The organism is Streptomyces yaizuensis, assembly GCF_034961445.1.
In the GTDB taxonomy this organism is placed as follows: domain Bacteria; phylum Actinomycetota; class Actinomycetes; order Streptomycetales; family Streptomycetaceae; genus Streptomyces; species Streptomyces yaizuensis.
Map to the genome: position 1 here is coordinate 63,924 of NZ_BSBI01000016.1, position 24,860 is coordinate 88,783.

Here is a 24,860-nt window from a genome sequence, read left to right on the forward strand (position 1 = left end):
GACATGACCGGACAGGCCACCGCCGTACCGCGCCACGATCCGAAGGTCGTCACGGCGCTGCGCCGGTTCGCGATCTCGATGAGCGTCTTCAACATCCTCGGCTACACGGTCCTCGGCTTCGAACAGCCCTGGACCTGGCCCTTCATCGCGCTCGCCACCGCCTACACCACCGAGATCGGCCTGGAGCTGGTCGCCGCCCGGGTGGAGAACCGGCCCCCGCGCTTCCGTGGCGCCGGACCGCGCGGCCTCATCGAATTCCTCCTCCCCGCCCATATCACCGGCCTCGCGCTGAACATGCTCACCTATGTCAACGACCGGGTGTGGGTGATGGTCTTCGGCGTCATCGTCGCCGTCGGCACCAAGTGGGTCCTGCGCGCCCCGGTCCGGGGCCGGCTCCGCCACTACATGAACCCGTCCAACTTCGGCATCGCCGTGATCCTGCTGCTCTTCCCCTGGGCGAGCATCGCGCCGCCGTACCACTTCACCGAGTACGTCGACGGGCCCATCGACTGGATCATCCCCGTGGCGATCATCGTCCTGGGCACCATGCTGAACGCCAAGCTCACCGGCCGGATGTGGTTGATCGGCGCCTGGGTGATCGGCTTCGCCCTCCAGGCGATCGTCCGCGGACTCCTCTTCGGCACCTCGATCCCCGGCGCGCTCGCCATGATGACCGGCGTCGCCTTCGTCCTCTTCACCAACTACATGATCACCGACCCCGGGACCACCCCCTCCCTGCCCGTCGCCCAGGTCGCCTTCGGCGGCGGCGTGGCCGCGATGTACGGGGTCCTCACCGCCGTGGGCATCGCGTACGGCATCTTCTTCGCCACCGCCGCCGTCTGCCTGATCCGGGGCGGCTACCACTGGTGGCTGCACCTCTCCGACCAGCGCCGCCCCACCACGGCGGAGCCCCCGAAGACGAAGGACCGGCCGTCGCGGCCGGCCCCCGGGCCGCGCGTCGCGACCCCCGGACCGGACAAGAATGCGGTGGCCGCCCGATGAACCGAATCGCCATCGTCGGGATGGCCTGCCGCTATCCCGACGCCGACACCCCCCGCGACCTGTGGGAGAACTCCCTCGCCGGGCGGCGTGCCTTCCGCCGGCTGCCCGACGTCCGGATGAACCTCGCGGACTACTGGGACCCCGACCCGGGCGTCCCCGACCGCTTCTACGCCCGTACCGCCGCCGTCATCGAGGGGTACGAGTTCGACCGGATCGGCCACAAGATCGCCGGCAGTACCTACCGCTCCACCGACCTCACCCACTGGCTCGCCCTCGACACCGCGGGCCGCGCGCTCGCCGACGCGGGCTTCCCCGGCGGCGAGGGACTGCCCAGGGAACGGACCGCCGTCATCGTCGGCAACACCCTCACCGGCGAGTTCACCCGCGCCAACACCATGCGGCTGCGCTGGCCCTACGTCCGCCGGGTGGTCGCCGCCGCGCTGCGGGAGCACTCCTTCGACGACGACCGCCTCGCGGACCTGCTCGCGTCGCTGGAGACCGCGTACAAGAGCCCCTTCCCGCCGGTCAACGAGGACACCCTCGCCGGCGGCCTGTCCAACACCATCGCGGGACGCGTCTGCAACCACTTCGACCTCGGCGGCGGCGGATACACCGTGGACGGCGCCTGCTCCTCCTCGCTGCTCTCCGTCACCCAGGCCGCCCGCTCCCTCCTCGACGGCGACATCGACGTCGCCGTCACCGGCGGCGTCGACCTCTCCATCGACCCGTTCGAGATCGTCGGCTTCGCCAAGACCGGCGCCCTCGCCACCCACGAGATGCGGGTCTACGACCGGCACGCCAACGGCTTCTGGCCCGGCGAGGGCTGCGGCATGGTGGTCCTGATGCGCGAGGGCGACGCGCTCGCGGCGGGACACCGCGTCTACGCCACCATCGCCGGCTGGGGCATCTCCTCCGACGGACAGGGCGGCATCACCCGCCCCGAGGCCCACGGCTACCGGCTGGCCCTGCGCCGCGCGTACGACCGCGCCGGGTTCGGCATCGAGACCGTCGGCCTGTTCGAGGGCCACGGCACCGGCACCGAGGTCGGCGACACCACCGAACTCGGCGCCCTCTCCCAGGCCCGCGCCGACGCCGACCCCCGCGCCCGCCCCGCCGCCATCAGCTCCGTCAAGGCCATCATCGGGCACACCAAGGCCGCCGCCGGGGTCGCCGGACTCATCAAGGCCGCCCTCGCCGTCGACGCCGAGACCCTGCCCCCGGCCGTCGGCTGCCACGACCCGCACCCCCTGCTCGGCGGCGACGCGCCCGCCCTGCGCGTCCTGCGCCGGGCCGAGGCATGGCCGCAGGACACGCCCGTCCGCGCCGGGATCACCGCCATGGGCTTCGGCGGCATCAACACCCATGTCGTCCTCGACCAGCCCGCCGGCCGGACCACGGGCCGCGGCCGCACGGCCGCCCGCCCCGGGCAGGCGCCGGCCCCCGCCGTCCAGGACGCCGAACTCCTCCTCGTCGACGGCGACACCCCCGAGGCCCTGCGCGAACGCCTGGCCCACCTGGCCGGACTCGTACCGAAGATCTCCTACGCCGAACTCGGCGACCTCGCCGCCACCCTCCAGCGGGACCTGCGCGACGCCCCCCACCGCGCGGCGGCCGTCGTCTCCTCGCCCGACGAGGCCGAACGGCGCCTGACCGCCCTCGTCGCCGAACTCGACGCGGGCCGCACCCGGCACCTCGCCGCCGACGGCCGCGCCTTCCTCGGCCGGGCGGGCGGCCCCGCCCGGATCGGCTACCTCTTCCCCGGGCAGGGCTCCGGGCGCGGCACCAGCGGGGGCGCCCTCGCCCGCCGGATGTCCGAGGCCGAGGAGGTCTACACCTCCGCCGCGCTGCCCACCGGCACCGACACGGTCGCCACCGAGGTCGCCCAGCCCCGGATCGTCACCGGCTCGATGGCCGGACTGCGGGCCCTGCAAGCCCTCGGCCTGGACGCCACCGTCGCCGTCGGACACAGCCTCGGCGAGATCTCCGCCCTCGCCTGGGCCGGGGCGCTCGACCAGGACCTCCTGATCGAGGTCGCCCGGATGCGCGGGCGGACGATGTCCGAGTACGGCGTCGCCGGCACCATGGTCTCCCTCGCCGCCACCCCGGAACGGGCCCGCGCCCTCGCCGACGGGCTGCCCGTCGCCGTCGCCGGGCACAACGCCCCCGAGCGGACCGTCCTCGCCGGAACCGTCGACGCCGTCACCGCGCTGGAGGACCGCGCCCGCGCCGCCGGGATCGCCGCGACCCGGCTGGCCGTGTCGCACGCCTTCCACTCGCCGCTGGTGGCACGGGCCGCCCAGGAGGTCGGCGCCTGCCTGGTGGAACTCGACTTCCGGCCCATCGCCCGCCGGGTCGTGTCCACCGTCACCGGCGACGACCTCGCCGCCGGCACCGATATCCCCCGGCTGCTGCGCCGGCAGATCACCGAACCGGTCCTCTTCGCCCCGGCCGTGGCACGGGCCGCCCAGGAGCTGGACCTGCTGATCGAGGTCGGCCCCGGCCGGGTGCTCAGCGGCCTCGCCGCCGCCGTCACCGACGTACCCGCGCTCGCCCTCGACACCGACGACGAGTCCCTGCACGGGCTGCTGCACATCGCCGGTGCCGCGTACGTCCTGGGGGCGCCGCTGGACCACGCCCGGCTCTTCCGGGACCGGCTCGTCCGCCCGCTGGACCTGGCCGGCGACTTCCGCTTCTTCGCCAGCCCCGCCGAGTCCGCGCCGCTCGTGGACGTACGGGCCACGGCGCCGGCCACCGTCACGGCCACCTCGCCGGCGCCGGCCGAGGAGACGCCCCGGGAGGCGGTGCCGGAGAGCGCCGTCGACCTGCTGCGCCGCCTCGTCGCCGAACGCGCCGAGCTGCCCCCGGACACCGTCGGCCCCGGCACCCGGCTCCTGGACGACCTCCACCTCAGCTCCATCACCGTCGGCCAGCTCGTCGGGCAGGCCGCCCAGCTCCTCGGGCTGCCCCCGTCCGCCGCCCCGCTCAACTTCGCCACCGCCACCATCGGCGAACTCGGACAGGCCCTCCAGGAGACCGCCGACACCGGGCACTTCGAGGACCCGGCCGCCGGACCCGCCGTCGCCGGGGCCGCCGCCTGGGCCCGCGCCTTCGCCGTGGACCTGGACGAACTGCCCCGGCCCGCCCGGTCCGCGCCCGAGGACAACGGCCCCTGGGAGGTGTTCGCCCCCGCGGGACACCCGTTCGCGGAAACGATTCGCCAGCGGCTGGAGAACGCCTCCGTCGGCCCCGGGGTCCTGCTCTGCCTGCCGCCCGGCAGCACCGAGGAGGACCTCGGACCCGCCCTGGCGGCCGCCCGGCGGGCCCTCACCGACCCCGCCGCCCGGCGCTTCGCCCTCGTCCAGCACGACAAGGGCGCGACCGCCCTCGCCAAGACGCTGCACCTGGAGGACCCCCGGCTGCGGACCACCGTCGTCCGGCTGCCCGCCGACATCTCTGCCAACATCTCTGCCGACACCTCTGCCGGTATTTCTGCCGACGCCGTGGACCGGATCGCCGCCGAGGTGACCGAAGAGGTGGCCGCCACCAGCCGCTTCAGCGAGGTCCACTTCAGCGGGGCCCACTTCAGCGAGGGCCACGTCGACGGGGCCCACCTCGGCGGGATCCACCACGACGCCACCGGCACCCGCACGGTCCCCACCCTGCGGCCCCTGCCCATCGCCCCGGCCCGTACCGAACAGCCCCTGGGCGCCGGCGACGTCCTCCTGGTCACCGGCGGCGGCAAGGGCATCACCGCCGAGTGCGCCCTCGCCGTGGCCCGCGACAGCGGCGCCGCCCTCGCCGTCCTCGGCCGCTCCGACCCCGCCGCCGACGAGGAACTCGCCGCCAACCTGCGCCGCATGGCCGACAGCGGCGTCACCGTCCGCTACGCGCGCGCCGACGTCACCGACCCCGGTGCCGTCCGCGCCGCCGTGGACCGCCTCACCGCCGGCCTCGGACCCGTCACCGCCGTCCTGCACGGCGCCGGACGCAACGAGCCCGCCGCCCTCGCCGCCCTCGACCGCGACACCGTCCGCCGCACCTTCGCCCCCAAGATCGACGGGCTGCGGACCGTGCTCGACGCCGTCGACCCCGGCGCACTCCGCCTCCTCGTCACCTTCGGCAGCATCATCGGCCGCGCCGGACTGCGCGGCGAGGCCCACTACGCCCTCGCCAACGACTGGCTCGCCGACCTCACCGAGGAGATCGCCCGCGACCACCCCGGCTGCCGCGCCCTCTGCCTGGAGTGGTCCGTCTGGTCCGGCGTCGGCATGGGCGAACGGCTCTCCGTCGTGGAGTCCCTGACCCGCGACGGAGTCACCCCCCTCACCCCCGACCAGGGCGTCGCCCTGCTGCGCCGCCTCCTCGCCGACCCCGACACCCCCACCGTCACCGTCATCAGCGGCCGTACGGAGGGCATCGGCACCGTACGCCGCGACCAGCCGCCGCTGCCCCTGCTGCGGTTCGCCGACAAGCCCCTCGTCCGCTACCACGGCGTCGAACTGGTCACCGAGGCCGAGCTGAGCGCGGGCACCGACCCCTATCTCGCCGACCACCACCTCGACGGCAACCTCCTCTTCCCCGCCGTCATCGGCATGGAGGCGATGGCGCAGGTCGCCGCCGCCTGCACCGGCCGCACCACGGTCCCCGTGATCGAGGACGCCGCCTTCCCCCGGCCCGTCATCGTCCCGCCCGGCGGCAGTACCACCATCCGGATCGCCACCGTCGTCACCGGCCCCGACACCGTGGACGCGGTCATCCACAGCGAGGAGACCGGCTTCGCCGCCGAACACTTCCGGGCCCGCTTCCGCTTCGGCGCCACCCCCGTCCCCCAGGGGGCACCCGAACAGGTCCACCACTCCCTGCCCGCCGTACCGCTCACCCCCCTGGACGACCTCTACGGCGGCATCCTCTTCCAGGGCGGACGCTTCCGAAGGCTGCGCCACTACCATCGGGCCGCCGCCCGGCACGTGGACGCGGTCGTCGCCACCTCCCAGACCGACAGCTGGTTCGCCGGATTCCTCCCCGGGGACCTGCTCCTGGGCGACCCGGGCATGCGCGACGCCCTCATGCACGGCAACCAGGTCTGCGTCCCGCACGCCACCCTGCTGCCCCAGGCCATCGACCGCATCCACCCCTGCGGCGACAAGTCCGCCGCCGGAGAGTTGCGCTACACCGCCACCGAACGCCACCGCGACGGCGACACGTACACGTACGACATCGCCGTCCGCACCGGGGACGGCGAAGTCGTCGAACGCTGGGAGGGCCTGCGCCTGCGCGCGGTCCGCAAGGGCGACGGCCGGGGCCCCTGGCCGGCGGTCCCGCTGCTCGGCCCCTACCTGGAACGCACCGTGGAGGAGCTGACCGGCACCCGGGTCGCCGTCGCCGTCGAACCGGACGGCGACGGTGGCGGCAACGGTGGCGGGGACGGGGACCGCAGGGCCCGGACGGCCGCCGCCGCGCAGCGGGCCCTGGGCCGGCCCGTGACCATCCGCTACCGGCCCGACGGCCGCCCCGAACCGGACACCGCGGGCATGCTCTCCGCCTCCCACTGCGGCGACTTCACCCTCTGCGCCGTGGCCGACCCCGCCGGCACCCCTGCCACCGAGGCCCCGACCGCCACCACGGTCGCCTGCGACGCCGAGACCGTCACCGCCCGCCCCGCCGCCGACTGGGACGCCCTCCTCGGCGACCACGCCCCCCTCGCCCGGCTCATCGCCCGCGAGACCGGGGATACGCCGGACACGGCGGCGACCCGGGTGTGGACCGCCCTCGAATGCCTCCAGAAGGCCGGGCTCACGGCGGCAGCGCCCCTCGCCCTGGCCCCCGGGCCGCGCGACGGGTGGGCCGTCCTCACCTCCGGCGGCCTGCGGATCGCGACCCTCGCCACCTCCGTCGGCACCCCCGCCGTCCCCACCGTCCTGACCATCCTCACCGAGGGGCGCTCCCATGCCTGACTACTTCGAGCACCGGCACACCGTCGGCTTCGAGGAGACCAACATCGTCGGCAACGTCTACTACGTGAACTACCTGCGCTGGCAGGGCCGGTGCCGCGAGATGTTCCTCAAGCTGCGCGCCCCCGACGTCCTCGCCGACATCCGGGCCGACCTCAAGCTCTTCACCCTCAAGGTCGACTGCGAGTTCTTCGCCGAGATCACCGCGTTCGACGAGCTGTCCATCAGGATGCGGCTCGCCGATCTCGCCCAGACCCAGCTGGAGTTCACCTTCGACTACGTCCGGCTCGACCCGGACGGCGACGAGACCCTGATCGCGCGCGGCCGCCAGCGGGTCGCCTGCATGCGCGGCCCCAACACCGCCACCGTCCCCTCGCTGGTCCCCGAGGCCCTGATCACCGCGCTGGCGCCGTACGCCCGGACCACCGTGCCCCATCTGGGGAGGACGGCATGAGCGAGGCCGCCGCGCCGGGGGACGTCACCGACCCCCGGCAGCTGCGCCGGACCTTCGGCGCCTTCGCCACCGGGGTCACCGTCGTCACCGCCGGCGGACCCACCCCGCACGGCATGACCGCCAACTCGTTCACCGCCGTCTCGCTGGACCCGCCGCTGGTCCTCGTCTGCGTCGGCCGGGACGCGGTCATGCACCGGGTCCTGTCGACGGCGGCACACTTCGGCGTGTCGATCCTCGCCGCCGGACAGCAGCCCGTGGCCCGGCACTTCGCCGACCGCTCCCGGCCGCTGGGCGCGGGACAGTTCGAGACGGTCGGCTGGAGCCCGGGGCCCGCCACCGGGGCGCCGCTCATCGACGGCGCCCTGGCCCAGCTGGAGTGCGCGGCCTGGCGGGGGTACGACGGCGGCGACCACACCGTCTTCCTGGGGCGGGTGCTCGCGATGCGCCGCGGCCCCGGGAGCGAGGCGCTGCTCTTCGCCGGGGGCCGGTTCCGGCTGCTGGCCCCGGACCACGAGGAGGTGGCGGCATGAGCGCGGCACCGGCGGCGGGCGGCGACCACCGGCCGGGCGGTACGAGGAGTCCCCGTATGCCGCGGGGCCGTACCCCGCCCGGCCCGCGCCGCCGTGAACTGCCCGGACTCGTACGGAAGCTGGTCACCGACCGGCTCGCCCTGATGACCGAGGCCGCCGCGCTCGGCGACGCCGTCCGCGTGGCGCTGGGCCCCCGTACCCTCTACATCTTCAACGACCCCGAGCACGCCAAGCACGTCCTCGCCGACAACAGCGCCAACTACCACAAGGGCATCGGCCTCACCGAGGCCCGGCGCGCCCTCGGCGACGGGCTGCTGACCAGCGAGGGCGACCTGTGGCGCACCCAGCGCCGCACGGTGCGGCCCGCGTTCCGGCACGGGCGGCTCGCCGCCCAGGCCGAGGTCGTCGCCGACGAGGGGACGAAGCTGGTGGCCCGGCTGCGCGCCCACGCGGGCCGGGGCGCCGTGGACCTCACCGAGGAACTGACCGGGCTCACCCTCGGCGTACTCGGCAGGACCCTGCTGGACACGGACCTGTCCGCGCACGGGTCGGTGGGGCACGCCTTCGAAGCGGTCCAGGACCAGGCGATGTTCGAGATGGTGACGCAGGGCATGGTGCCGCTGTGGGCGCCGCTGCCCCAGCAGCGGCGCTTCCACCGGGCCCGCGCGGAGCTGGAACACGTCGTCGAGCGGCTGGTGGCGGGCCGGGCCCAGGCCGGTGGGAACAACAACGACGACGACGGCGGGGAGGACGTGCTCACCCGGCTGATCGACTCCACCCGGCGGGAGAGCGACCCCCGCGTCGGACGGCAGCGGCTGCGGGACGAGGTGGTGACCCTGCTGCTCGCCGGGCACGAGACCACCGCGAGCACCCTCGGCTGGACCTTCCACCTCCTCGACCGGCACCCGGAGGCCGCCGGACAGGTGCGCGCGGAGGCCGTCGCCGCGCTGGGCGACCGCGCTCCCCGGTACGAGGACCTGCCGCGGCTGCCGTACACCACGATGGTGGTGCAGGAGGCGATGCGGCTCTATCCGCCGGTGTGGATCCTCACCCGCCGGGCGCAGGGCCCCGACGAGGTGGGCGGCTACCACGTGCCGGCCGGGTCGGACGTCCTGGTCTGCCCGTACACGCTCCACCGCCATCCGCGGTTCTGGGCGGACCCCGAGCGCTTCGACCCGGAGCGGTTCGCCCCGGACGCCAAGGGGGACCGGCCGAGGTACGCCTATCTGCCCTTCGGGGCCGGGCCCCGGTTCTGCGTCGGCAGCAACCTCGGGACGATGGAGGCGGTGTTCGTGACGGCGATGGTGATCCGGGAGTTCACCCTGCGTACGCCGCCGGGGCACCGGGTGGTGCCCGAGCCGATGCTCTCCCTGCGGGTCAGGGGCGGACTGCCGGTGGAGGTCCGGACGGCGGCGGGGTGAGCCCGGGTGGGCCCGCCCCCGGCCGGCAGGGGCCCTACGGGGGCACGGGCCCGACAGGGACACGGGCACACGGAACGGGCCGGGAGGCGGGGGGTGGACCCCCCGCCTCCCGGCCCGTTTCAGACCGCGACGGCCGCCAGCGCCGTCATCCGCATGTCCAGCAGCGCCAGCAGCACCGGCGGATCGAGCGCCCGCATCGAGCGCAGCTGGATATGGGCGGGTTTCAGCAGGGTGTCGGCGCTGACCGTGACCGGCCCGTACGAGCCGATGGACGGCGCCGCGTCCTTGCCGATGCCGTCGTGCTCCTCCATCCCGTAGGGAACCGATTGCGTCAGCACATGCCAGGTCCCCTCGGGTACGTCCTCCAGGATGTAGTCACCCGGCCGGTCAAGGACCGTGCACCGTACAGGTTGGCCCTGCGGAATACAGTCGGGAAACAGTCCGATGAAGACAAAACCGGCTCCGCCTTCCAGCGGGGGAAAGACGGTCCCCTGTATCGCCAGTGGCCTGGACCTGTTCGTGGGCCGGCGATGGTCGGTGTGAATCACTTCCGCAAACCCACCCAACTGGCGATAGGTCGTCGGCGCCATGCCGACGGAACTCTTGAAACGTGAACTGAAGGTGCCGACGCTCTGATATCCAACGAGGTTGCTGATATCGGTGATATTCAGTTCGGTGGTCACCAGGAGCCGCTTGGCCTCCTGGAGCCGGAGTGCGGAGAGAAAGCGGCCGGGCGTCGTTCCGGTCATGCCCTTGAATATTCGGGTGAAATGGAACTTGCTGTACATCGCGGTCTCGGCCATGTCGTCAATGGTGAGTTCTTGTCCGAGATTTTCGTGCATGCTGCTGATGACACGTGTGACGGCTCGCTCGACAGTGGTTTCCATGAACCCTCCAGGTGTGGTGGCACGGTCTCCCTGTGTGCTCAACGTGCGCTGGACTGCTCCAGCTCGTCCGCGATCCGCTGCCAGAGGTCGGAGCAGCTGCGGGCCAGTTCGGCGACGGCGTCCGCGCAGTGCGCGGGTACCGAACTGACCCTCGTGTGCCAGTCGCCGTCCAGGACGGCCTGGGTGTGCAGCCAGCGCAGCAGTTCGCGGCCCGACTCGGTGCCGCGCAGTGACGGGTCCCGGGTGAGGGAGCGCAGCACGGCGAGGCGGCCCTGGGCGTCGCCGCGGCAGGGGGAGCCTGCCGCGGGGCGGCGCCGGTGGGCGGCCGGGGTCGGGCGGTGTGCGGGCGAGGCCCGCGTCGGCGGTGCGGTGGTACGGCGTACATCCAGGTCGGGTACGGGGGACTCGCCCCGGAGCACCCGCACGCGGACATCGTGGGCGGTGCCCAGGGAGACGCCGGCGTCCCGGGCGATCTGCCGCAGCGGGGCGTCGGGCCGCGCGGATATCAGCTCCGAGGCGCGGAGCCTGCCCTGCGAGGTGTCCCGGGAGTAGCGCCGCCCGTCGGCCCCGATCCGTGTGTTCACCCGGGGAGTCTCCCCGGGTGAACGCCGGCGTACGCCGGCGACCGTCTTGGCCGACAGCCCCGTACGCGCGGCGATCGCCCGGTCGGAGAGCTGCGGCCGGGCGGTCAGGATGCGCAGCGCGGCGGCCTTGCGGTCGGCCAGGGGGAGCGGCAGACCGTGGGCGATGTTCTCCTCGACGGCCCGGAGGAAGGCTTCCTCCCGGGTGCCCTCGAAGAAGGTGACGGCGATGGACGACCGGCCCCTCAGGGCGGCTGCGCGTACGCGGTGCATTCCGTCGATGATCTGCATGGTCGACCGGTGCACAAGGATCGCGGGCAGATCCGCTTCCGTCTCGGTGAGCCTTTGGATGTGTTTTTCATCGATTCCGTCCAGGCGCGGTGAATCTGCGGGAAGGAGTACGGAGATCGGGACGATCTGAACCCGACTCGATGGCGGGGGAGTCAGGGCCTTCGATTCCCCTGCGGCGGGAGAGCGGGAAGCAGGGGACAGTTGGTTTGCTGGCGGCAAGGGTGGGTCGGCGCTGCGCACGGCGAAACCCCCGTAGGTAAGGCGACATAGGACACATCGACCTGATACCGGCCGAGAGTGTGCATAGTTGCTCTCTGTTCGTGCCGAAGCTGTGAACTCCAAGAAGCGTACCGGCTGGCCGACTTACGGCCAAGGCTCCCACCAGGGCAGTTGGGTGTGCCGGTCCGCAATCTGTGAGTTGCTTGAAAGAACTCACTATCCATAGTTTATGGGCGGCTGAAAATCAATAGTGCAAATCAGGAGGCCCTGTTGTGGAAGGTGTCCCGGACAATGGCAGGACCACGACCCTTGAGGCATACGCCGATACCGTCGTACCCGGTGAAAAGCGATGGCCGGGGGACACGGCGATAGCGGGCGCGGCCCGGGGCGGCGGCTCCGTCGCCGCCGGCGCCCTCACCCTCCTGCGGTGGGACGCGACCGGACTGAGCGAGGGCCTGGACGACCTCGCGGACCTGCTGAACGGGCACGCGCGGACCTACGCCGAGGAACACGGCCTGACCCTGGACGAGGACCGGCCGCCGTTCGTCGCCCTGGACTTCGCCCACCGCACGGCACTCGTCCAGCGCCTCACCGCGCCGGGCCACCCCGAGAAGGAATTCTGGGTGCTCCTGACCCTGTTCAGCAATATGGCCTTCGACTCGGCGGCCCATCTGCACACCGCCGAGGCGATCGCCCAGGGCCACCCCGGACTCGCCGCCATGGGCGTCGAGGCCCCCGGCCCCGACGGCCTGTGGCGGTACGGGGAGCACTCCTACGGCCGCCCCCTGGCCCGGCTCCATCCGGACACCACGGCCTCGGGGAGCCCGGCATGAACGCGACGGAACGGACCGATGTCCTGGTCGTCGGCAGCGGCTTCGGCGGCGCGATCACCGCCTACCACCTGGCGGCGGGCGGCGCGAAGGTCACCGTCCTGGAACGCGGGCCCTGGCTCGACGGCGACGACTTTGAACACGACTACAAACTCGGCTCCTCCTACACCCGGGTCTTCGACTTCACCGTCGGCGACGGCATGAGCGTCCTCGGCGGCAACTGCGTCGGCGGCGGCAGCGTCGTCTACTTCGCCTCCATGCCGCGCGCCCCCCGCTTCGTCTTCGAACGGCACGGAAGCATCGGCCGGCGCATGTGGCCGGCCGCGATCAGCCGGGACACCCTCGACCCCTGGTACGACCGGGTCGCGGAGGCCCTGCCCGTACACCGCCAGGAGTGGAGCGACGTCACCTACGCGGGCGGGCTCTGGGCGGCGGCCTGCCACCACGCCGGGCGCACCGCCAACCCGCTGCCGGTCGCCATCGACACCGACAAGTGCGTCAACTGCAACTGGATGATGGCGGGCTGCCGCTTCGACGCCAAACGCTCCCTCCTCTTCAGCTATCTGCCCGCCGCCCTCGCCCACGGCGCCGAGATCCGGCCGCTGCACGAGGTCCAGTCCATCGCCCGCACCGACGACGGCGGCTACCGCGTCCACTACGACGTCATGGACGACGAGGACTACCGCCTGCGCCGGGAGGGCGGCTCCATCGACGCCCGGATCGTCGTGCTCGCGGCGGGCGCGGGCGCCACCCCGGTCATCCTCCAGCGCAGCGAGGCCGCGCTCGGCACGATGCCGCACGCCGTCGGCCGCTACTTCTCCGGCAACGGCGAACGCCTGAACACCGCCGTCCTCGACGAGGACCGGGTCGCCGAGGTGCTGGGCCTGACCCGGGGCGGCGGGCTGGCGTACGCGGCCAACCACATCGGCCGGGGGCCGACCGTCGCCAACTGGGACCGGCTCGACGGCTCCCTGCCCGAGTACTCCCGCTACTCCCTGGAACAGCTCTACTTCCCGCCCGGCCTCGGCACGATCCTGGCGCAGGCGGCCGGTGTCACCGACGGGCCCACCTGGTTCGGCGTGCACAAGAAGGAGATGCTCAGACGCTGGAACTCCTGGCTGACCATCTTCACCATGAGCGAGGACGACAACGAGGGGGTCTTCGGCCCGCCGCCGCCCACCGGCAACGCCACCCGCATCTCGCAGCAGATGCTCGGCCACGGCGCCCTGCGCTACGTACCCACCGAGAACACCCTGCACGGCTGGGCCGCGTCCGACGCCGAGGTGAAGGACATCCTCGAACGCGACGGCCTCGCCCGGGTCATGCCCTGGACCAACGACGTCGTCGGCGCCTACACCGTCCACCCGCTGGCGTCCTGCCGGATGGGCGACGACCCGGCGACCTCCGCGCTGGACGACCGCAACGAACTCCGCGGCCACCCGGGGATCTTCGTCACCGACGGCTCCGCCGTGCCCGGCGCGCTGACGGTCAACCCGGCGATGACCATCGCGGCGGTCGCCGAACGGTCCGTCCCCGCCATCGTGGCGGCCGCCCGGCGGCGCGGGGTGCGCGTCACCTACGGGGCACCCGCCCCCGACGGGTCGACCAGCGGCCGGCGGGCCGTCCTGCCGCTGCTGTCCCCGTAGGCCCGTGCGGTCCACGGAGCAAACCCAGGCAGGACAGATTCCGATAAATCCGTCGTCGATGTGCCGACGCGAGGTGATCGCGGTGAGACCACTCGTCCGTACGGTCCTGAGGGGTTCCCTGGACCGCATCCACCATGTCGCGGCGGTACGGCCGGCGGCGGCCCGGGGCACCGTGGCCGCCGTCTACGCCCAGGCGGAACGGGACTTCGGCGCGCTCGCGCCCCCCGTCGCGCTCCACTCGCCCCACCCCGGGGTGCTCGCCGCCGCCTGGACGATGCTCCGCGAGACCCTGCTCGTGGAGGGCCGGGTGGGCCGGGCCGCCAAGGAGACCGTCGCCACCGCCGTCTCCGAGGCCAACTCCTGCCCCTACTGCGCCGAGGTGCACGGAGCGGCGGCCGACGCCGGCGGCGGGCGGCCCGCCGGGCGGCTCGCCGACTGGGTACGGGACGGGGGCGCCGCGACCGGTCCGCCGCCGGGCCCGCCGGACCGGGCCCCGGAACTCATCGGGACGGCCGTCACGTTCCACTACCTCAACCGCATGGTCAATGTCTTCCTCGACGGCTCACCCCTGCCCCCGGCACTGCCGCCCGCCGCCCGGGGCACGATGCTGCGGGTGGTCGCGGGGGCCCTGCGCTCCCGGGAGCCGGGCGGCCCCGCGCCGGGCGTCTCCCGGGCACTGCTGCCCGCCGCCCCGCTCCCCGGCGACCTGGCGTGGGCCGCGCCGCGTCCGCACATCGCGGGCGCGTTCGCCCGGGCCGCCGCCGCCATCGGGGCGGCGGGGGAGAGCGCCCTGCCCGGCCCGACCCGTGAGCTGGTGCTCGACCGGCTGGCCGGCTGGGACGGCGCGCCCTTGGGCCCCGGCCGGCCGGACGGCCCGGCGGCCGCCCTGGCCCCGGCCGCGCGCCCGGCCGCCCGGCTGGCCCTGCTGACGGCGCTGGCCTCCTACCGGGTCACCCCGGCGGACATCGCGGCCGTCCGCGCCGACGACCGGACCCTCGTCGGGATCACCGCCTGGGCGAGCCTGGCGGCGGCCCGGAGGGCGGGCGCCCTGCTGGCAGGGGAAGGGTGACCGCACGGCCCCGGGGCCGGACGCTCAGCACACCGCGCTCAGCACACCGGGAGAAGACACCGCGCCACCCGGTGTCCCACGCTGGGACCCGGCGCCGATCCGGCGGCCGCGCGGGGCGTACCCCGGCCCTGACCCTGCCGTGATGCGACGTGATGCCCCGTGCGGCGACGCGCAGCTACGTGATGCGACGTGAAGCGACCAAGACACGAAGGAAGAGGGAGCACATGTCCGACCTCCAGAACGTCCTCAAGGACCTGACGGCAGCCGCCGACGAGACCGACCGCATGGTCGCCGGCCTCACCGACGAGCAGTGGGCGCTCGACACCCCGGCCCCCGGCTGGACGGTCACCCAGCAGATCGCCCATCTGTCGTTCATCTTCCGCCTCGCGGGCACCGCGGCGTCCGACCCGGCCGCCTTCCGGGCGATGACCGAGGCGGCCCAGAAGGACTTCAACGCCGCCGTGAACGCCGCGCTGAACGCGTATCCGCTGGCCACACCCCGCGCGGTCCTCGACCGCTGGCGCACCGAACGCGCCGCGTGCGTCGACGCGCTCGCCGCCGTACCGCCGGAGAGGCCGGTGCCGTGGCTGGTCAACCCGCTGCCGCCGGCCGTGCTCGCCTGCGCCGGGATCATGGAGACCTTCGCCCACGGCCAGGATGTCGCCGACGCACTCGGCCTGCGCAGGGAACCCGCCGACTGGCTGCGCCACCTGGTCGGATTCGCCGTACTGACCCGGGACTTCGGCTATCAGTCACGCGGTCTGACCCCGCCCGCCGAGCCCTTCCGGTTCGAGCTGACCGCCCCGTCGGGCGCGATATGGGCCCACGGCCCCGAGGACGCGGCCGACCGGATCACGGGCCCCGCCCATGACTTCTGCCTGCTCGTCACCCGCCGCCGGCACCGCGACGACCTGGACCTGACCGCGACCGGAGCGGCGGCCGACCACTGGCTGGGCATCGCCCAGGCCTACCGGGGCCCGGCCGGCCCGGGCCGCGCCCCCGGCCAGTTCGCCCACCTCGACAGGGACTGAGGTCTGTCCGCACCGGCCGCCGCCACCGCGCTCCAGCAGCCCGGTGCCGGCGGCCTTCGCCGTGCGGGGGCCCGCGCGCGAGCAGACCCGTACCCCCCGAAGCCAGGGGGTACGGGCCGGAGCGGAACCCCGCGAAGGGGACCGGGTCAGGGCACCCGGACCGGGCTGTTGTGGTACGCGCTGATGAACCACCCGTCCGCCCGCTTGCTGAGGATCCAGGTGGCCCGGATCTCCCGCTCGGGCGCCACCTCCGACTCGCCGGGCAGCAGCACACCGCCCTGGGTGACCAGCACGGCCGTCCCCGAGTCGATGAACCGCACGTCGAGCGGTGCCCCGAACACCGACGTGCCCCGGAACGGGCCGGCGTAGTTGTCCGCCATGAAGCTCCGGATCTCGTCGCGGCCCTTCTTGAACACATCGCCGGGCAGGATCATCGTCCCGTCCTCGGTGAAGATCCCGGCCAGGGCGGACGCGTCGTTGGCGGCCCACGCGGCCATCATGCGCTCGGGTACGCCGCCCACGGCGGCCATGTCGTCGGCGGTGGGTGCGACGGAGAGTCCGGCGGTCATCGTGTCTCCCATTCCATGAAATGTCGCAGGAAAGTCTGTACGGCCATCCTGGTCCGGGGCGACGGTCCGTGGCATCTCGCGAACTGCTGTCCCCGCAGCCCGGTGAGCCCATGTGTCAGCGGACGGGGGCGAGTTCGAGGACGGAGAGATAGGAGAGAGGGCCGACGGGGTGCACGGCGCGCACCGCGAGACCCGCCGCGCCGGCCAGGCGGCCCAGCTCGCCCAGACCGCGTTCGCGGCCCCCGTAGTACGCCAGCATCCGCAGGTCCATCGCGGTGCCCGGCGACTCGCCGTCGGCGCCGACGGCCTCGATGACCAGCACGACACCCCGCTCGCCCGCGGCCTTCGCGCACCGCCGCAGAATGGCGGTGGCGTCCTCGTCGTTCCAGTCGTGGAGGATGGCGGAGAGGACATAGCCGCCCGCGCCCGCCGGCAGCGGCTCGAAGAAGCTGCCCGTCACCACCTCGGTCCGGTCGGCCAGACCGAGGCGGGCGAACGTCTCGCGCGCCGCCGCCGCGGGCCCCGGCAGATCGACCACGGTGCCCCGCAGCGCCGGGTGTGCCGTCAGGATCCGGCCGAGGAGTGCCCCGGTGCCCCCGCCGACGTCCACGACCTGTCCCAGGGCGGCCCAGCCGTACGCGTCCGGTATGTCCCCGCCCTCCCGGTCGACGTGATGGTCCATGAGGGCGTCGAAGGAGGCGGAGAGCGCGGCGTCGGCGGCCAGGTCGTCCCAGAAGGGCAGGCCGTACCGCACGGGGTAGGCGGGCTCACCGGTCCGTACGGTGTGGGCCAGGTCCACGAAGCTGAGATCGCCCCTGCCGATCGCGCCGCCGGTGTCCAGCCACTTGCGCCGGCCCGCCGGGTGGTCCTCCCGCAGTTCCTCCCCGGTCCCGGTCAGGGCGTAGCGGCCCGACGCGTCGCGGGTGAACAGGCCGACGGTGACGAGATGCCGCAGCAGCCGGTCGAGCGCGTCGGCGTGCGTCCCGGTGGCGGCGGCCACCTCCCCGGCGGTGCGCGCCCCGGCCGCGATGTGGTCGGCCACCCGGAGCGTGGCCGCCACCCGCACGGCCATCGGTGTCGCCAGATCGGCCAGCGCCCTGAGCCCGGCGCGACCTCCCGTCCCCTGCGCCATCTGCGCTCTCCCTTCGCCTGCGCCCGAGCGTAGGCGGCGCACGGTCCGCGGGTTTCTCCGTGCGTGCGGGTTTGTCCGTGCGGGGTTCTCCGTGCGTACGGAGGCCGGTGGCGGGGCCCCGTCGGCGGAGGCGTTTTCCGGAAAGGAGGGGGTCCTTATGGCCGAATTCAGCAGTTAGGTTAGGCTAAGCGAAGTCTTGAGTCCATGCAGTCCCGTCGCCCTGCGACGGCGGCTGCCTGCCCCTGCTGGGAGTCGTCCGCCGTGCGTTCCGTCCGTTTTCGCAAGTCCATCGTCGTCACCAGTACGGTCCTGTGCGCCGGGATCGTGCTGAGTGCCTGCGGTAAGTCCGACGAGAAGTCGGAGGAGGGCAAGAGCGAGGGCAGCGTCACCGTCACGACGGCCAAGGGCGAGGTCGAAGTCCCCCGCAAGCCCGCCCGGGTCGCCGCGCTCGACAACACCTCGTTCCTGACGCTCAAGGCGTTCGGGATCAAGCCTGTCGCGGTGCCCAAGCAGCTCCTGCCGAACGAGGGCTTCGACGACTGGAAGAACGACTCGTCCATCAAGGACGTGGGCACCCACCGCGAGCCCAGGTTCGAGGCGCTGAACGCCGCCGAGCCGAACCTGATCGTCGGCGGCTACCGGTTCGCCGACCACCACGACAAGCTGTCCAAGATCGCCAAGACGGTCGATGTCGCCCCGGCCGACGAGGCGAAGGGCGGATACGTCAACTCGCTGAAGGCGCAGACCGAGTCGCTCGGCAGGATCTTCGGCCAGGAGGCCAAGGCCAAGGAGATCGTCGCCGCCCTCGACCAGGCCCAGAAGGCGGCCACGGACGCGACCGGGGGCGAGAGTGTCTTCCTCGCGGTCGCCAGCGCCGGCAAGGTCGACAACGGCGCCAGCCGCATCGGCCGTCTCGCCGAGCCGCTGAACCTGAAGAACGTGCTCGGCGCCGAGGGCGAGGAGAGCACCTCCGTGCACAACAACTCCGGGCTCGCCCCCGAGACCATCGCCAAGCTGAACCCCGACTGGATGATCATGCTGGACCGGGACGCGGCGGTGGGCGCCGAGACCGGCGAGGCCATTGCCGCGAAGACGGTCGTGGACGGCATGGAGGCGTGGGAGAAGACCACGTTCCGCAAGCAGGACCAGGTCATCTACCTGGCGGCCGACTTCTACCTGACCGAGGGCATCCAGGCGTACACGGACGCCTTCGACCAGGTCGCCACCGCGTTCAACAAGGCCGGCTGACCCTCCGGCACCCCAGGCAGGCCGACCCTCTGCCACCCCAGGCAGGCCGACCCTCCCGCGCCACCGCGGCCCCGGTCCCCCGACCGGGGCCGCTCACCCCACTCGCCCCGGAAGCCCCATGCGTCGTCTTCCCCTCGCGCTGGCCGTACTCCTCGTACTGGCCCTGGTCACCGCCTCGCTGTTCGTCGGCGGGTACGACATCGACCTGCGTGCGCTGCTCAACGATCCCGAAGCCCGGAGAATGTTCCTGATCTCCCGGGTGCCGCGCACGCTCGCGCTGGTCCTCGCCGCGGCCGCGATGGCCGTCTCCGGCGTGATCATGCAGATGCTCGTACAGAATCGATTCGTCGAACCGACCACCACCGGCACCAGCGAGTGGGCGGCGCTGGGCGTGCTGCTGCTGACGCTGCTCGCCCCGGGAGCGTCACCGATGGTGAAGATGGGGGCGGCCAGCGCCCTCGCGTTCGCCGGCGCCCTCGTCTTCCTGTTCGTCCTCGGGCGGATCGCGCTCAAGTCGCAGGTCATCGTCCCGATCGTGGGCATCATGCTGGGCGCCCTGGTGAGCGCGGTGACGCTGTACATCGCCTCGTCCACGAACCTGCTCCAGATGCTCGCCACCTGGCGCTCGGGCGGCTTCAGCTCGGTGGTGCGCGGAAACTACGAGCCGCTGTGGGTGGTGGGGGGCATCGTCGTGGGGCTGTATCTGCTCGCCGACCGCTTCACCATCGCCGGGCTCGGCCGGGACACGGCCACCAGCCTGGGACTGCCCTACCGGCGGATCATGTTCGTCGGCCTCGTCATGGTCGCCCTGGCGACGGGCGTCACCACCGTCGTCGTCGGATTCATCCCCTTCCTCGGGCTGATCGTGCCGAACCTCGTCTCGATGGCACGCGGCGACGACATCCGCAGGAACCTGCCGTGGGTGGTGCTCGCGAGCGTGGCCCTGATGATCGCCTGTGATCTCGTCGGGCGGCTCGTCGTCTTCCCGCTGGAGATTCCGTCGACGGTGGTGCTCGGCGCCGTCGGGGCGGTCCTGTTCGTCGCGATGATCCTGCGCCAGCGAGGGAAGGCCCATGTCTGAGACCCACGCACCGACGGTGTCCCCGCCGGCCGCCGCACCCGACGGAGCTACGGCCACCCGCCGCGGATTCCCCGTGGCCGCGCGGCTCGCCGTGGCGGCCGTGCTCGCCGCCGCCTCCGTCCTCTGCTTCCTCTTCCTCTTCGTCGAGGGGTCCTTCGAGTTCGCCATCGAACGACGCCTGACCATGCTGGGGACGATGACGGTGGTCGCGTTCGCCCAGGCGGTGGGGACGGTGGTGTTCCAGACCATCACCCACAACCGGATCCTCACCCCCTCGATCATGGGGTTCGACTCCGTCTACATCCTGATGCAGACGCTCCTGGTGTCCGTCTTCGGCGGCAGTGTGCTCGCCGCCACCGACGGACTGCCGAAGCTGATCGTCCAGACCCTGCTGATGGCCGGCTTCACCATGCTGCTGTTCGGCTGGCTGTTCTCCGGCCGCAAGGGCAGCATCCACGTCCTGCTCCTCGTCGGCGTGGTCCTCGGCCTCGCCTTCCGCAGCCTGTCCGACTTCCTCGAACGACTGCTCTCACCCGCCGAGTACGACGTCCTGTCGGCCCGGCTGTTCGGACGCCTCAGCAGCGCCGAGGCGGAACACCTCCCCGTGGCCGGCGCGGTCTGCCTGATCGTCGGCGTCATCGTCTGGCAGCGCCGCTACCGCCTCGACACCCTCCTCCTCGGCCGGGACGCCGCCACCAACCTGGGCATCGCCCACAAGCGCGAGCTGGCGGTGATGCTGCTCCTGATCGCCCTGCTGATCGCGATGTCGACGGCGCTCGCGGGCCCCATGACCTTCTTCGGCTTCGTCACCGCGATGCTCGCCTACCAGATGACGGGCACCCACCGGCATGTCGCCGTGCTGCCGATGGCGTTCCTCATCGGACTGATCACCCTGGCCGGCGGACAGTTCGTCATGGAACACGTCTTCTACGCCTCCGGCATGCTCACCGTCGTCATCGAGTTCCTCGGCGGGGCGATCTTCCTCGCCCATCTCCTCCGGAAGGGCACCCTGTGATCGAGTTCACCGACATCCGCAAGGCGTACGGCGACGACACCGTCCTCGGCCCCGTCTCCGGGCGGATCCCGGCCGGCGGCGTCACCTCCCTCGTCGGCCCCAACGGCGCCGGCAAGTCCACCCTGCTGACCATCATCGGCCGCCTCGCCGAACCCACCTCCGGCACCGTGACCGTCGACGGCCTCGACGTCCACCGGGCCAAGTCGCAGGACGTGGCACGGACCCTGTCCATCCTCCGCCAGGAGAACCACTTCACCGCCCGGGTCACCGTCCGCGAACTGGTCTCCTTCGGCCGCTTCCCGCACAGCCGCGGCCGCCTCACCCGCGAGGACATCGCCCACGTCGACGACGCCCTGGACTTCCTCCACCTCGGCGACCTCCAGCACCGCTACCTCGACCAGCTCTCCGGCGGCCAGCGCCAGCGCGCCTACGTGGCGATGGTCCTCGCCCAGGACACCCGCTACGTCCTGCTCGACGAGCCCCTCAACAACCTCGACATGAAGCACTCGGTCCGCATGATGACCCAGCTGCGCCGCGCCGCCGACGAACTGGGCAAGACCGTCGTCCTGATCGTCCACGACATCAACTTCGCCGCCACCTACTCCGACCGGATCATCGCCCTCCGCGACGGCCGCATCGCGGCCTCGGACACCGTCGACGCGATGATGCGCGCGGAGGTGCTCAGCGAGGTCTTCGACACCCCCGTCCAGGTCCACGAGGTCGACGGGAAGCGGACGGCGGTGTACTACCGCTGAGACCGGGGCCCCGTGCGGCCGGCCCGGGGCCGGGCCGGCGGTGCCTGCCGTCACGCCCCCGCCGCCCTCACGCCCCCACCAGGCAGACCTCCGCCCCTGTCTCGTCCTCCCTGGGCACCGCCGCGACCAGCGCGTCCAGTGCCGTACGGGCCGCCAGGAGATCCGCCATCGCGCGGTCGATGCGCTCCCGCTCGCTCTCCAGGCCCGGCAGCAGACCGGAGCAGGCGGGAACCAGACGCTCCCCGTCGTCGACCGTGCACGGCAGCAGTCCGGCGATCGTGCGGGTGTTGAGCCCGGCCGCCAGCAGCTGCCGGATCCGGCGGACGGTGTCGGCGTCCTCCTCCTCGTACTCCCGGTAGCCGCCGGAGCCGCGCCGGGGCAGCAGCAGGCCCTGCTCCTCGTAGTAGCGCAGCATCCGGTGGCTCACACCGGTCCGCCGGGCGAACTCCCCGATCCGTGTCCCCATGTGCCGGTCACCACCCGTGTTCGCGTTTGACTCTCACACCGGTGTGAGACTTTAGCCTCCGGTCATGACAGCACAGCAGCCAACCACCGCCCCCCGTATGCCCGTCGCCGTCGTCGGACTCGGCCCCATGGGCATCGTCCTCGCCGAGACCTGCCTCCGCGGCGGCCACCCCCTGACCGTCTGGAACCGCACCGCCGCCAGGGCGGACGACCTGGTCGCGCGGGGCGCCCGCCGGGCCGGGTCCGTGGCCGAGGCCGTCGCCGCCGCCGAGGTGGTGATCGTCTGCCTCAAGGACTACGACGCGATGTACGCCGCCTTCGGCGACACCACCCGCGCCGCCGGCTCCGGACGGCCCGGCCCTCTGGTCGTGAACCTCAACTCCGGTACGCCGCAGGAGGCCCGCGAGGCCGTGGAGTGGGCGGCGTCCCGGGGATTCGGCTACCTCGACGGCGCGATCATGGTGCCGCCGCCGCTCGTCGGCTCCCCGGACGCGGTCTTCCTCTACAGCGGGCCGCGCGAGCACTTCGACACGTACACGCAGGCACTGGAGACCCTCGGCAGCCCCCGGTACCTCGGCCCCGACCCCGGCCTTGCCGTCCTCTACAACACCGCCCTGCTGGAAATGATGTACGCGACGATGAACGGCTGGCTCCACGCCGCCGCGCTCGTCGGCTCCGCCGGGGTAGCGGCGGCCGACTTCGCCGAACTCGCCCATGGCTGGTTCACCCCGGCCGTCCTCTCCCCGGCCTCCTTCCGGGCCGACGCACCCGATCTGGACCGCGCCGAGTACCCCGGCGATCTGGGCACCCTGCACATGAACCTCAACGCCATCGAGCACATCCTCCGCACCAGCCGGGAGGTCGGCGTCCCCGACGACCAGCCCCGCCTGATGAAGGAGATCGCCGAACGCGCGATCGCGGCCGGGTACGGGGAGCAGAACTACTACGCGATCTTCGAGACGTTCCGGACCTGAACCGGTCGAGGAAGCCGCCGTTACGGAGCCGAACCCACCGGCTGCGGGGGCCGTCGGTGGACGATCTCCGCCCGCCGTCCGGTCACCTCGGTGGCCGGACGGGACAGGTACCCCCGGACCGCGGCCCTTCCCTCAGAGCAGTGAGTGGTACATCGTCCAGAGCTCCATGGCCTCCTCCGTGGAGCAGCCCAGCTCCTCGGCCTGCCTGATGACGGCCGGTACCTCGTCCCGCCGTCCGGACTCCGCCAAGGCGTGCGCGAGATTCACGGCGGCCCATGCGTCTCCGGCCGCCATGCCGGCGCGCAGCTCGGCCTGCGCCTCCAGCGGCCTGTGCAGGTCCTCCAAGAGATTGGCCAGGTTGAGGTGGGCGTTGACCTCGCCGTGCTCGATCGCCCTTCGGTACTCGATCTCGGCCTCTTCGGCGCGTCCCTCGGCACTGAGCCAGTTCGCGAAGGGGAAATGGGCGTCACCGTCCGCTGCGACGGCACGTCGGAACATTTCTTCGGCACTCAGCTGCGGATGGCGGTCGCCGAATGTCACCAGATACTGCGCGCAGATGAGGCTGGCGTTCTCCTCATCGTTCTCCATGGCCTGCTGTACGTGGGTCCAGGCGGCCTCGCCGTCCCCCGTCTCGATCTCGGCCTGCGCCAGGAAGGGCAGGATCGCGGTATGGCCCGCCGCCAGGCTCTTGCGGAGCCACGGCAGCGCCTCACCGTACCGCTCCTCCTCCAGGTAGAACCGTCCCAGATTGCCGTAGGCCAGCGTGTCGCCGGACCGGGCGGCCTGAAGGAGGAGCTGTTCGGCGTCCTCGCTCCGGTCGTCGAACAACGACAGGAAGCCGCCGTAGTCGTTCAGGGCACCGGGAATGCCCTCGGCGACGGCGGTTCGATACCAGCTTTCTGCCTCTTTCTCATATTCCTCGTCGCCGCTCACGCCAAGGATGTCGGCGAGCGCGAGAGCGACTCCCTCGCCTCCGGCAGCAGCGCAGGAACGCAGGAGTTCCACCGCCTCTTCCTCCTCGTGCTCGTCCACGAGCATGCCGGCGAGCGCCAGCCCGGCTTTGCCGTCGCCCTTCAGAGCGGCCTTTCGGAGCCGGTTTCTCATCATGTCCCCTATTCCTTACGGTGGTACAAGGCGTGCCTGCCCGGCATCACTGCCCGCTGCCTCGCCCCCTGCTGCCACGGGGTGGCCGCCTGCCAGCGCGCCGATGAGCGATACCGCACGCCGGCCCGTGACCTTGCGCAGGGTGAGCAAGGACCAGGGGCTGACGTCCAGGCCCGCCCACGTCACCCTGCCCCTGCTCGCCACGAGGACCAGCACGCAGCGGACGTCGCCCGACCGGATCCGCGTCGCCAGGTGAGGAACCAGGTAGACCTGCGGGAAGTCCTTCATTTCTTCGTGGAGCGGGCCAGGGAAACCCTGGTAGGACGACCCACGAGCACCGGCGGTCGCCATGAGGGACAGCGCGGTCTCCACGGAGAGGCTGCGCACGTGCCGTTCGGCCACGGGGACGACAGCCCTCCGGGCAAGGCGACGGATCCCGCCGATCCCCGGAGCTGCGCATACGGATCGGCTCATCCCCGTTCGTCCTCCCCGTGTGCGTCGGTGCCGGCAGCGCTGCCATCCGGGGATCAGCTTCCTGCATGGGGCCGTACCCGGTCCCGCCGGGGTGCGTCTCTCGGTGTGCGGGCCGCCGATTCTCGGAGCGG

General features: G+C 72.7%; 20 protein-coding genes. 14 read left to right on the forward strand and 6 right to left on the reverse strand.

Features of this window, described 5'->3' with window-relative positions; translation table 11 throughout:
* Window positions 1–3: 3 nt before the first annotated feature.
* Genes SYYSPA8_RS31180 through SYYSPA8_RS31200 form a run of 5 tightly spaced genes read left to right on the forward strand, consistent with a single transcriptional unit; the run spans window position 4 to window position 9,358 of the window.
* A complete protein-coding gene (locus SYYSPA8_RS31180; RefSeq protein WP_323450764.1) occupies window positions 4–1,002 on the forward strand; it encodes an enediyne biosynthesis protein in 999 nt (332 codons plus the stop codon).
* Window positions 999–6,956: a type I polyketide synthase gene (locus tag SYYSPA8_RS31185; RefSeq protein WP_323450765.1), complete on the forward strand. Its 5,958-nt coding sequence runs from the start codon at window positions 999–1,001 to the stop codon at window positions 6,954–6,956. The genes SYYSPA8_RS31180 and SYYSPA8_RS31185 overlap by 4 nt, the downstream gene beginning before the upstream one ends.
* On the forward strand, window positions 6,949–7,407 hold the full coding sequence (locus SYYSPA8_RS31190) for an acyl-CoA thioesterase (RefSeq protein WP_323450766.1): 459 nt from the start codon (window positions 6,949–6,951) through the stop codon (window positions 7,405–7,407). The genes SYYSPA8_RS31185 and SYYSPA8_RS31190 overlap by 8 nt, the downstream gene beginning before the upstream one ends.
* Window positions 7,404–7,937, forward strand: coding sequence for a flavin reductase family protein (locus tag SYYSPA8_RS31195; protein ID WP_323450767.1), 534 nt, complete (start codon window positions 7,404–7,406; stop codon window positions 7,935–7,937). The genes SYYSPA8_RS31190 and SYYSPA8_RS31195 overlap by 4 nt, the downstream gene beginning before the upstream one ends.
* A gap of 56 nt (window positions 7,938–7,993) precedes the next feature.
* Window positions 7,994–9,358 carry a cytochrome P450 gene (locus SYYSPA8_RS31200; protein ID WP_323450876.1) on the forward strand — a complete coding sequence of 455 codons (1,365 nt, stop codon included), beginning with the start codon at window positions 7,994–7,996 and terminating at the stop codon, window positions 9,356–9,358.
* A gap of 119 nt (window positions 9,359–9,477) precedes the next feature.
* Here the strand turns inward: SYYSPA8_RS31200 and SYYSPA8_RS31205 are convergent, their stop codons facing one another.
* Entirely contained in the window at window positions 9,478–10,245 is a 768-nt protein-coding gene (locus tag SYYSPA8_RS31205) for an AraC family transcriptional regulator (RefSeq protein ID WP_323450768.1), read from the reverse strand.
* 38 nt (window positions 10,246–10,283) lie between these two features.
* Window positions 10,284–11,117 carry a ParB/RepB/Spo0J family partition protein gene (locus SYYSPA8_RS31210; RefSeq protein ID WP_323450769.1) on the reverse strand — a complete coding sequence of 278 codons (834 nt, stop codon included), beginning with the start codon at window positions 11,115–11,117 and terminating at the stop codon, window positions 10,284–10,286.
* A gap of 491 nt (window positions 11,118–11,608) precedes the next feature.
* Between SYYSPA8_RS31210 and SYYSPA8_RS31215 the strand changes: the two genes are divergently transcribed.
* The 4 genes from SYYSPA8_RS31215 (at window position 11,609) to SYYSPA8_RS31230 (ending at window position 15,912) form a co-directional block, all read left to right on the forward strand.
* Window positions 11,609–12,169: a DUF5987 family protein gene (locus SYYSPA8_RS31215; protein WP_323450770.1), complete on the forward strand. Its 561-nt coding sequence runs from the start codon at window positions 11,609–11,611 to the stop codon at window positions 12,167–12,169.
* On the forward strand, window positions 12,166–13,812 hold the full coding sequence (locus SYYSPA8_RS31220) for a GMC family oxidoreductase (RefSeq protein WP_323450771.1): 1,647 nt from the start codon (window positions 12,166–12,168) through the stop codon (window positions 13,810–13,812). Before SYYSPA8_RS31215 ends, SYYSPA8_RS31220 begins: the two co-directional genes overlap by 4 nt.
* An 82-nt stretch (window positions 13,813–13,894) precedes the next feature.
* On the forward strand, window positions 13,895–14,881 hold the full coding sequence (locus tag SYYSPA8_RS31225) for a carboxymuconolactone decarboxylase family protein (RefSeq protein ID WP_323450772.1): 987 nt from the start codon (window positions 13,895–13,897) through the stop codon (window positions 14,879–14,881).
* A gap of 224 nt (window positions 14,882–15,105) precedes the next feature.
* Window positions 15,106–15,912 carry a TIGR03084 family metal-binding protein gene (locus tag SYYSPA8_RS31230; protein WP_323450773.1) on the forward strand — a complete coding sequence of 269 codons (807 nt, stop codon included), beginning with the start codon at window positions 15,106–15,108 and terminating at the stop codon, window positions 15,910–15,912.
* A gap of 146 nt (window positions 15,913–16,058) precedes the next feature.
* On the opposite strand, the gene SYYSPA8_RS31235 is transcribed toward SYYSPA8_RS31230, so the two are convergent.
* Both SYYSPA8_RS31235 and SYYSPA8_RS31240 read right to left on the reverse strand, forming a co-directional pair.
* Entirely contained in the window at window positions 16,059–16,493 is a 435-nt protein-coding gene (locus SYYSPA8_RS31235) for an SgcJ/EcaC family oxidoreductase (RefSeq protein ID WP_323450774.1), read from the reverse strand.
* 103 nt (window positions 16,494–16,596) lie between these two features.
* Complete coding sequence (locus SYYSPA8_RS31240; protein ID WP_323450775.1) at window positions 16,597–17,613, reverse strand: methyltransferase; 1,017 nt, start codon at window positions 17,611–17,613, stop codon at window positions 16,597–16,599.
* 261 nt (window positions 17,614–17,874) lie between these two features.
* Here SYYSPA8_RS31240 and SYYSPA8_RS31245 point away from each other — a divergent pair, with 261 nt between their 5' ends.
* From SYYSPA8_RS31245 to SYYSPA8_RS31260, 4 genes are all read left to right on the forward strand, one after another.
* Complete coding sequence (locus tag SYYSPA8_RS31245; RefSeq protein WP_323450776.1) at window positions 17,875–18,861, forward strand: siderophore ABC transporter substrate-binding protein; 987 nt, start codon at window positions 17,875–17,877, stop codon at window positions 18,859–18,861.
* 118 nt (window positions 18,862–18,979) lie between these two features.
* Entirely contained in the window at window positions 18,980–19,942 is a 963-nt protein-coding gene (locus SYYSPA8_RS31250) for an ABC transporter permease (RefSeq protein WP_323450777.1), read from the forward strand.
* On the forward strand, window positions 19,935–20,957 hold the full coding sequence (locus SYYSPA8_RS31255; RefSeq protein WP_323450778.1) for an iron chelate uptake ABC transporter family permease subunit: 1,023 nt from the start codon (window positions 19,935–19,937) through the stop codon (window positions 20,955–20,957). The genes SYYSPA8_RS31250 and SYYSPA8_RS31255 overlap by 8 nt, the downstream gene beginning before the upstream one ends.
* Window positions 20,954–21,712: an iron ABC transporter ATP-binding protein gene (locus SYYSPA8_RS31260; RefSeq protein WP_323450779.1), complete on the forward strand. Its 759-nt coding sequence runs from the start codon at window positions 20,954–20,956 to the stop codon at window positions 21,710–21,712. Before SYYSPA8_RS31255 ends, SYYSPA8_RS31260 begins: the two co-directional genes overlap by 4 nt.
* 67 nt (window positions 21,713–21,779) lie before the next feature.
* On the opposite strand, the gene SYYSPA8_RS31265 is transcribed toward SYYSPA8_RS31260, so the two are convergent.
* Entirely contained in the window at window positions 21,780–22,178 is a 399-nt protein-coding gene (locus SYYSPA8_RS31265) for a MerR family transcriptional regulator (protein ID WP_323450780.1), read from the reverse strand.
* A 64-nt stretch (window positions 22,179–22,242) separates the two neighbouring features.
* On the opposite strand from SYYSPA8_RS31265, the gene SYYSPA8_RS31270 reads away from it, so the two are divergent.
* Window positions 22,243–23,151 (forward strand): NAD(P)-dependent oxidoreductase, encoded by a 909-nt coding sequence (locus SYYSPA8_RS31270; protein WP_323450781.1) that lies wholly within the window; start codon window positions 22,243–22,245, stop codon window positions 23,149–23,151.
* Window positions 23,152–23,283: 132 nt separating this feature from the next.
* On the opposite strand, the gene SYYSPA8_RS31275 is transcribed toward SYYSPA8_RS31270, so the two are convergent.
* Complete coding sequence (locus tag SYYSPA8_RS31275; RefSeq protein ID WP_323450782.1) at window positions 23,284–24,258, reverse strand: tetratricopeptide repeat protein; 975 nt, start codon at window positions 24,256–24,258, stop codon at window positions 23,284–23,286.
* Window positions 24,259–24,860 lie beyond the last annotated feature (602 nt).

Bases quoted from the DNA above. Each gene is read 5' to 3' on its own strand.
- SYYSPA8_RS31210 (WP_323450769.1), bottom strand. From the start codon at position 11,117: ATGCAGATCATCGACGGAATGCACCGCGTACGCGCAGCCGCCCTGAGG.
- SYYSPA8_RS31265 (WP_323450780.1), bottom strand. From the start codon at position 22,178: ATGGGGACACGGATCGGGGAGTTCGCCCGGCGGACCGGTGTGAGCCAC.
- SYYSPA8_RS31180 (WP_323450764.1), top strand. From the start codon at position 4: ATGACCGGACAGGCCACCGCCGTACCGCGCCACGATCCGAAGGTCGTC.
- SYYSPA8_RS31275 (WP_323450782.1), bottom strand. From the start codon at position 24,258: ATGATGAGAAACCGGCTCCGAAAGGCCGCTCTGAAGGGCGACGGCAAA.
- SYYSPA8_RS31230 (WP_323450773.1), top strand. From the start codon at position 15,106: ATGTCCGACCTCCAGAACGTCCTCAAGGACCTGACGGCAGCCGCCGAC.
- SYYSPA8_RS31240 (WP_323450775.1), bottom strand. From the start codon at position 17,613: ATGGCGCAGGGGACGGGAGGTCGCGCCGGGCTCAGGGCGCTGGCCGAT.
- SYYSPA8_RS31190 (WP_323450766.1), top strand. From the start codon at position 6,949: ATGCCTGACTACTTCGAGCACCGGCACACCGTCGGCTTCGAGGAGACC.
- SYYSPA8_RS31250 (WP_323450777.1), top strand. From the start codon at position 18,980: ATGCGTCGTCTTCCCCTCGCGCTGGCCGTACTCCTCGTACTGGCCCTG.
- SYYSPA8_RS31205 (WP_323450768.1), bottom strand. From the start codon at position 10,245: ATGGAAACCACTGTCGAGCGAGCCGTCACACGTGTCATCAGCAGCATG.
- SYYSPA8_RS31270 (WP_323450781.1), top strand. From the start codon at position 22,243: ATGACAGCACAGCAGCCAACCACCGCCCCCCGTATGCCCGTCGCCGTC.
- SYYSPA8_RS31255 (WP_323450778.1), top strand. From the start codon at position 19,935: ATGTCTGAGACCCACGCACCGACGGTGTCCCCGCCGGCCGCCGCACCC.
- SYYSPA8_RS31185 (WP_323450765.1), top strand. From the start codon at position 999: ATGAACCGAATCGCCATCGTCGGGATGGCCTGCCGCTATCCCGACGCC.
- SYYSPA8_RS31235 (WP_323450774.1), bottom strand. From the start codon at position 16,493: ATGGGAGACACGATGACCGCCGGACTCTCCGTCGCACCCACCGCCGAC.
- SYYSPA8_RS31200 (WP_323450876.1), top strand. From the start codon at position 7,994: ATGCCGCGGGGCCGTACCCCGCCCGGCCCGCGCCGCCGTGAACTGCCC.
- SYYSPA8_RS31195 (WP_323450767.1), top strand. From the start codon at position 7,404: ATGAGCGAGGCCGCCGCGCCGGGGGACGTCACCGACCCCCGGCAGCTG.
- SYYSPA8_RS31220 (WP_323450771.1), top strand. From the start codon at position 12,166: ATGAACGCGACGGAACGGACCGATGTCCTGGTCGTCGGCAGCGGCTTC.